Here is an 8,731-nt window from a genome sequence, read left to right as displayed (position 1 = left end):
TAAAGGTTTCATCCTATTTTACCTTTTTTGGTCTACCCCCTTGACAATTTGCACTTTTTCTTAACTTGTCACAAATGGAGCGATATCCCCGCACCAATGAGCGCTCAACGCCAAAAAAGCGGTGGGAACTATCTTCGCTATTCATATTTTTACCAGTTCTTTTATGATACCTTACATAAACTCATTACTGCGATTTCTTTACTTTTTGCAATCAAATAAAATATCTCAACAGGCCTTGCTATTTAGCCAAAAAGTGATAATCTTGAAATAGAGGCAATCGAAAACTCGGTTGATACAGCCTAGGAAAAAATCAGAGAATTTTGGTAACAAAATTACAATTAAAAATAAGCTGTCTTTTGTTTTCTGTCCTTGGGCAGAACTGAGAGGAAGTTGAGAGGTAAAAAGCAATGCTCGACAATTTAGCAATTGAACAAAAAGCCGGTTTAATTCCCAAAGAAAAAGCCTTAGTATTGTTATTTGATGAAGTAGGTATCGCTGACATCCCATTAGTAGGCGGTAAAAATGCTTCTTTGGGCGAAATGATTCAACAATTAACGGGCCAAGGAGTTAGAGTTCCCAACGGATTTGCAACTACAGCACACGCTTATCGGTACTTTATCCAGTCAGCGGGTTTAGAAGCTAAATTGCGCGAAATTTTTGCCGATTTAGATGTAGAAGATCTGCAAAACCTGCGACAAAAAGGCAAGCAAGCGCGGGCACTGATTCTGGACACACCATTTCCGCGAGAACTACAAGCGGCGATCGCGGATGCTTACGAAAAATTGTGCGATCGCTACGGCGACAGTACAGACGTAGCAGTGCGTTCCTCCGCCACCGCCGAAGACTTACCCGACGCCAGTTTCGCGGGACAGCAAGAAACCTACCTCAACGTCCAAGCTTGCGCTGGCGTCCTCGAATGCTGTCACAAATGCTTTGCTTCCATATTCACCGATCGCGCAATTTCCTACCGCCAACAGCGGGGTTTCGACCACTTTGAAGTCGCCCTATCAGTCGGTGTCCAAAAAATGGTGCGATCGGACTTAGCATCCTCCGGCGTCATGTTCAGCATCGACACCGAAACCGGATTCAAAAACGCCGTATTAGTAACCGCCGCCTACGGATTAGGCGAAAACGTCGTCCAAGGAACCGTCAACCCCGACGAATACTTCGTCTTTAAACCAACATTAAAACAAGGTTTTCGCCCGATTTTAGACAAACGCCTCGGCAGCAAAACACTCAAAATGGTGTACGACATCGGCGGTTCTAAATACACCAAAAACGTCTCCGTGATAGCAGCCGAAAAAAATAAATTTGCCATACAAGATGATGAAATTCTGCAACTAGCAAAATGGGCAGTAGTCATCGAAGAACACTACTCTAAAGTGCGCGGGACTTATACCCCGATGGACATTGAGTGGGCCAAAGACGGCAATACGGGCGAATTGTTTATTGTCCAAGCGCGACCCGAAACAGTACAATCTCAAAAGTCTGCTAAAGTTTTGCGAAACTACAAATTGCAAGGTAGCAGTGCAGTTTTAGCAAAAGGACGCGCCGTTGGCGAATCAATCGGACAAGGCCCAGCCCGCATAATTTTAGATGTGCACAAAATCGCTGAATTTCAATCAGGAGAAGTTTTAGTTACCAACAAAACCGACCCGGATTGGGAACCGATTATGAAAAAAGCAAGTGCGATCGTCACCAATTCCGGCGGCCGCACTTGTCACGCCGCCATCATAGCCAGAGAAATGGGAATTCCCGCCATTGTCGGCACCGGCGACGCCACTCAAATCTTGAAAAATCATCAAGAAATCACTGTTTCTTGTTCCGAAGGAGACGAAGGCAAAGTTTATTCCGGTTTGCTTCCTTTTGAAATTCAAGAAACTGCGATCGAGAATTTACCCCGCACCCGCACTCAAATTTTAATGAATGTCGGGAACCCAGAAGAAGCCTTTGGTTTATCAGCAATTCCTTGCGACGGCGTAGGCTTAGCGCGGTTGGAATTCATCATTGCAAATCACATTAAAGCACACCCACTGGCACTAATTCACTTTGATGAATTAGTGGATGAATCAGTCAAGGAAGAAATTGCAGAACTCACAGCACTTTACCAACACAAACCCGATTTCTTCACCGACAAACTCGCCCACGGAATTGCCACAATTGCCGCCGCATTTTATCCAAATCCAGTTATCGTGCGGATGAGCGATTTCAAGAGCAACGAATATGCTAATCTTTTGGGAGGTCGGCAGTTTGAACCCAAGGAAGAAAACCCGATGATCGGGTGGCGTGGCGCCTCTCGTTATTACGACCCGAATTACCGCGAAGCTTACGCTTTGGAATGCAAAGCATTAAAGCGAGTTCGCGACGAAATGGGCTTGACAAATGTGATTCCGATGATTCCATTTTGTCGCACCCCAGATGAAGGGCGAAAAGTGTTAGCCGAGATGGCAAAACACGGTTTAGTTAAGGGCGAGAACGGCTTGCAAGTGTATGTGATGTGCGAATTGCCGAGCAATGTCATATTTGCTGACGAATTCGCCCAAGTTTTTGACGGATTCTCGATCGGCTCTAACGATTTAACTCAGCTAACATTAGGATTAGACCGGGATTCTGCTTTAGTCGCACACATTTTTGACGAACGGAATGAAGCTGTCAAGCGAATGGTAGCAATTGCGATTAAAGCTGCCAAGAAGTACGATCGCAAGATTGGGATTTGCGGTCAAGCGCCCAGCGATTATCCGGAGTTTGCTCGTTTCTTGGTTGAGTTGGGAATTGATTCGATGAGTTTGAATCCCGATTCGGTTTTGAAAACTTTGTTAGATGTTGCTAAGGTGGAGGGCGCGGGTTCGTTGATGGATTTAGCGGGGGATATTGCTAAGGTTTAACCGTTTTGGTTTTGGAGAGCAACCGGGTTTCTCAAACAATAGCTACCCCATGTTCTGGCTTGGTTGTTTTTGAACTCGACTCGGTTTCTCATATGTATTCCTGTAAAATAATCGCTCTCGCGTTTGTAGTGATTAATCCAAGTCCTCTAATTTTTATCAGGACTTGCATTCGTCACTACAAACCTATTTCATTGCTGATAATTGACCTGACATAATATCACATCATATCAGCACTTCTGGCTTTGTTGAACCCTGGCGCTGCGCGCGATCGCCCGACTCAGCCGCCAGCTAACGGTTAACACACGGGCGACATAGTTTGAGAATTGATCGGGAACTTTTCTTATTTAAAACCGTCTTTTAGGGGAGGATTTTCTGTTGCCATCGCCTAAATCAACAAACATATTCTCCACATAAGCTCTGAAAATGTGCTAACTGCTCTCCTGATTATTTTCATAGGTTTAGCTCCGTCGCTGCTGTCTTTGTGGGTGATGCGCTCTGCCCAGAGCCAAGCCCGCGACAGAATTGCAGCGGCCAGACTTGCGGTAGCGAATAGACCCATGCGAACTCCACTACCAACTGCCGATCGCACTTACATACAAAGCCTCGGTTACTCGATCGGCGATATCACTTGCGAGTATAACGCCCGCTCAAATTACATTCGCTGCGCTGTCAATCCTTCTGGGCCCTGTCAAGATTGTCGGTATTACCAAGCCAGAACACTTGACGTTGGGGATCAAAAGATATAGCTTATATTGGTGCTTGTATCTACGTCTATTTGCGGATGTAATAATCAATGAGTTAAGATGTACTTACGTGTAAGGATTATTGTTGAAGCTTGTTTTGGACGACCCACGCCCAAACTCAGCAGTTAAAACCTAATCGAGCATTATTGCTTGGTTACAGTTGCTATAACAGGGGAATTGCGTTGGGTGTTTTTCTAGTTGAGGACTTACGATCAGAAACCAGGTTTAGATGATAAATTTTGGTTGGGCGGCGAGAAATCTAGGAATAAATTGGGTTTCTAGTCTCCTGGTCGTAACTCCTGCAGTTAAGAAAATTAGCCAACAAAAATCGTAAGTAGCTGAGGGGCAAATCTCCAAATCAGTTTCTCCAAAACATCATGAAAAATTCTGCACGAAACATTGTCCCGAGCATTTATCTTAAACAGAAACCTGCTCGAAGACTCTAAGTTGACAGTGTGAGAAGTTAGTTGTGGGCTGCACGAATCTGTTTTTGCGATCGTAGCGAAACAGTCTCAAACCTAGATTGCTATCTCCAGACTCCAAGTCATGAATTTTTAAGACGCTTCGTCGATACAGGGTATGCCGATTTCAATTGAATCTCATATGTTGCACCATTTTCAAGAATAGGCTTTCTGGTCTGTTCCACAACAAGTGAATTTTCTTATGGGCTGGGCAGGAGAACCCCCCCATAGAAGGGTTATTGATAATGGTAAAAGATCTCAGTTGAATGACACTTCGGGCACGGTCGGCATAATTATGTGACGGCTATCACTCCCTAATTAATGTGTGGTTGCTATTGTGAACAGGGCTTGCACACCAACACCAAAGAAACCGAGTTGTTTACCGGGAGCGAGGGCTGCAAAGAAGTCTTTTCGTCCCTCAAACCAGGTTTATACGTCTAGAAATAGAGAGTTTTATCTGCAAACTAAAGTGCATTAGACGAGGTACAGAAAACCTCATCAAGTAAATTTTTGAGAACTCGTGTTCTTATCTACTGCGCGATGTCAGAGCTAGGCGTGTAACAGATACACTCGCTAACATAACAGAAAAAAGCCGAAGGCAAAATGTCACCCGATAGAAAGGTTATTGGGATTTAAACCCCCAATCATCAGCGCTTCTGCCGGCTATATTTTCAATGCTATCAAATATCAATATAGCACTGCTTTTTGGTGAGTAAAATTCGCTTTTTGCTCTTGATTTAAGTCAAGCAGCAGAGCCTCTTAGTCTGCAATTCAACCTTCTTTTCAAGACGTGATAACTATCATCTTGAACTAGGTACATCATCTACAATCCGTGAGACAATTTGACCATGCAAAGCATCTGCAAGAAATCAATCTTTCTAACCAAAAAAATATGTGACTCCACCGCAAGGATTGCTGGCACAAAGTTCCGAACAACAACTACTTATCCTCAGAAAAAACCAATAAAACAAGTAAAAGCAGACGAGTGTTTCCTGTCTCACAAACTTGGTGGCGACGCGGGAATTGGGCATCCCCACAGAGAATTTTTACGATCAACCGAGTCTGTGGGCGCCCGGACTCTAAAAAATGTACTGTTTCTCGATGCCAGAGTAGAGAACTTCGACAGTTTGGCAAGAGGAGCAACAGCCGACACAGAGGTATTTGTATTGGACTCGACGCGGGATGGAGTCGAGCAAATTACTAGAATTCTGGCTAATTGCAGCGATTTAGACAGCCTTCAGATAGTTTCTCACGGTCGAGAAGCGGGGGTGCAGCTAGGGTCGATCGAACTCTGCAACGACAACTTACAAACCTACAGCCATTTGTTACAGCAGTGGGGAAAAGTCCTCAGCGAGAGAGGAGATATCTTGTTATTCGGGTGCAGCGTCGCAGCGGGGGAAAACGGCGAGGCCTTCGTGCGGAGGCTGAGCTTGATTGTCGGTGCAGATATTGCAGCTTCCGACAACTTGACGGGGAGTGCGGCACTCGGCGGCGACTGGCAATTAAAATTTGCGACCGGGGAAATAAAGGCGAGAATCGCCATTGAAAAAGAAGTGCTCGAAGCCTACCCTTACGCCCTCGGCACATTAGTTAACGAAACCTTCAAAAACTCCACAGTTAGGGGGCCTTGGATTTACGGGGGAAACGACGGGGCACTGTTCGATCCCAGCAGTAACCTTCCAGCAGCCGATCAACTTATCCCCGGCATTACCGGAGGCACAGTATCCGGCGTACTTCCGGCTTTGGGCGGTGCAAGTCCCGGCGATGGCGCTCTGCTATTAACTCCAGCAGTAAACCTTCGGGAAGCCTTCGTTATCTACAACAACCCCATTCCTTCAACCGACGGTCTCAGAGTTCAGTTTGATTTTTATTCTTACGGTTCAAGGGAGCAATTTGAGGCTCCGCAACCCAATATTCGCCCTCAGCCAGGGGACGGGCTGGGTTTCTTCTTGATTGACGGCACTGTTAGCCCAACAAGGACTGGGGGTTATGGCGGTTCTGTGGCTTACGCTCCACGAACGGGTATACCCGGTATTGAGGGAGGTTATTTAGGCATTGGGCTTGACGAGTTTGGCAATTTTTCAACATCCACAGAAGGGCGCTCTGGGCCAGAGCCGCCTCCGATTCCCGGCTCCTCTATTGGTTCTTTCAGACCTGATTCAGTAACTGTTAGAGGAAATCAAGCAGACGGTTATCAGTTTTTAACAAATGCGATCGTTCCCTTCGGCATCGATAACATTCCTACGAGCATTGACTTTAGTGGCCCTATTGCCGGCCGCAGTTTTAATTTCAGCAATACGTTCACGAGCGAGCGCAATTTAGCCAAAAGATCCGTTCAAATTACGCTGAATCCATCTAATGATCCGGTGGAACCCTCTCGCCTCACCGTTGCCTTCGATGAAAATTTCGACGACATCTACGAAACTACATTGATCGATATCCCCAACTTGGCAACCGAAAACGGCCGAGTACCGCCAATTTTCAAATTTGGTTTTGGCAGTTCCACAGGAGCCGCCAACAACATTCACGAACTTCAAAACCTCGTAGTTGAAACTATCAATCCTCCCAGTATCACCGCAGAGGTTGCCACTATTAAGACCGGCCCGCAGTTCGTCAAGCCCGGAAGCAGCATTACCTACACGATTACTACTGTAAACAGGGGGCCAGCGCCTGCTACAAATGTTCTGATTCAAGACGAAATACCTTTAGAACTGCTGCGTCCGGGCGGATTGCCCCCGGTTCTCAGTGCCTCCAACAACGGCACTTACGTGAACCAAACCAAGGCTGTCACCTGGCCGTTAATTCCGGTTCTAAATGCCGGCGAGACTCTGACTTACACACTGACAATTGATTTGCCGCCCGGTTTAACCAGCGGTAGCAGTTTTGCCAACGTTGCATTCAGCACTAGCTCGACTTTCGACCCCGACCTCAGCAACAACAGCGGTGTGCTTGCACCTGGGCAAATCGAGGGGCCTGGTGTAGTCTTTACCACAGTTGTCAATACAGTCGCGGATTTAGTTACTACCAAAAGTGGCCCTGTGACTACTTCGGCAGGGTCAAGCGTCGCCTACACATTGACTACGACTAACAGGGGGCCAGACCCCGCTGCCGATGTGACAATCACTGACAGCATTATTCCGGGTTTAACAGGAGTCAGCGTATCGGACGGCGGCACTTACGACCCTGTTTCGGGCATTGTCACCTTCCCAGCACTGACGGCGCTGGCAAATGCGGCTACTGCGACCCGCACCATCAGTTTCATTGCCCCAGCCACCCGTACCGACATCAGCAACACCGCCCGGAGTAGCGCGGCGACTTTCGATCCGATCGCCACTAACAACAACGGCTCGACAACCAACAAAGACGGCACTCCCACTAACTCTACGGTTACAACAAGTATTGCGCCCAACGCGGATCTGGCAACCACCAAAACCGGCTCTACGGATGCTCGCGCCGGTAGCTTGGTCAGCTATACAATCGCTACAGTCAACTTAGGGCCGAGTCCTGCAGAAGCTGTAACCATCACTGACAGCATAGTTCCGGGGTTAACCGGAGTCACGGCATCTAACGGTGGCGTTTACGATCCAGTGACAGGCATTGTCACCTTTGGGCCGGTGGCAATCGCCAACGCGGAGACACTCACCCGGACGATCGGCTTCACAGTACCGCCCAGCCTAACTTCCATTAGCAACACGGCCAGAAGTACCTCCATCACTCCCGACTCCACTCCGGCCAACAACAACGGTACAAACCCCAACGCCACCGTCACCACCTCGATCGATGCTGTGGCCGATGTTGTCACCCAAAAAACGGCTCCGGCCAGCATCAAGGTGGGCGACACGCTACTTTATACAATTACTACTACCAACTTAGGGCCGAGTCCCGCGACCAACGTAGTCATCACCGACAGCCTGATTCCCGGCTTAACTAATGTCAGCGTGTCCGATGAAGGAACCTACAATCCAGACACAGGGACGATCGATTTCCCAGCGATCGCGACTTTAGCCAGCGGCAGCAGCGTCACCCGCACCCTGATGTTTGTACCGCCGCCTACCCTGACGAGCATCACCAACATTGTCTTGAGTCGAGCGTCCACTTTTGACCCGGACTTAACCAACAACGACGGCTCGACAGTCGCATTGCCCGGTCAGGCGGGGGGGCAAGTTATTACCTCGATCGATGCTGTGGCCGATGTTGTCACCCAAAAAACGGCTCCGGCCAGCATCAAGGTGGGCGACACGCTACTTTATACAATTACTACTACCAACTTAGGGCCGAGTCCCGCGACCAACGTAGTCATCACCGACAGCCTGATTCCCGGCTTAACTAATGTCAGCGTGTCCGATGAAGGAACCTACAATCCAGACACAGGGACGATCGATTTCCCAGCGATCGCGACTTTAGCCAGCGGCAGCAGCGTCACCCGCACCCTGATGTTTGTACCGCCGCCTACCCTGACGAGCATCACCAACATTGTCTTGAGTCGAGCGTCCACTTTTGACCCGGACTTAACCAACAACGACGGCTCGACAGTCGCATTGCCCGGTCAGGCGGGGGGGCGAGTCATTACCTCGATCGATGCTGTAGCCGACCTGGTTACGTCCAAAAGCGGTCTCACATCTGCTCCTGCTGGTAGTTCCGT

General features: G+C 48.1%; 3 protein-coding genes. All 3 read left to right on the top strand.

The annotated features are described in order from the left end of the window. The first annotated feature begins 407 nt into the window (after nt 1-407). The gene (ppsA, locus tag QUA77_RS27605; protein WP_333041386.1) at nt 408-2,885 is read left to right on the top strand and encodes a phosphoenolpyruvate synthase; all 2,478 of its coding nucleotides are present in this window, start codon (nt 408-410) and stop codon (nt 2,883-2,885) included. A gap of 425 nt (nt 2,886-3,310) precedes the next feature. Next, nucleotides 3,311-3,631 (top strand): DUF6464 family protein, encoded by a 321-nt coding sequence (locus QUA77_RS27600; RefSeq protein WP_333041385.1) that lies wholly within the window; start codon nt 3,311-3,313, stop codon nt 3,629-3,631. 1,522 nt (nt 3,632-5,153) lie between these two features. Continuing rightward, nucleotides 5,154-8,731, top strand: a 3,578-nt coding sequence (locus QUA77_RS27595) for a DUF4347 domain-containing protein (protein ID WP_333453772.1), incomplete at its 3' end; no start/stop codon positions are given.

Source organism: Microcoleus sp. K5-D4, assembly GCF_036704575.1.
Classification (GTDB): Bacteria; Cyanobacteriota; Cyanobacteriia; order Cyanobacteriales; family Microcoleaceae; genus Microcoleus.
The sequence above is the reverse complement of the archived record's forward strand: the minus strand, read 5'-3'. Positions and strand labels throughout refer to the sequence as shown.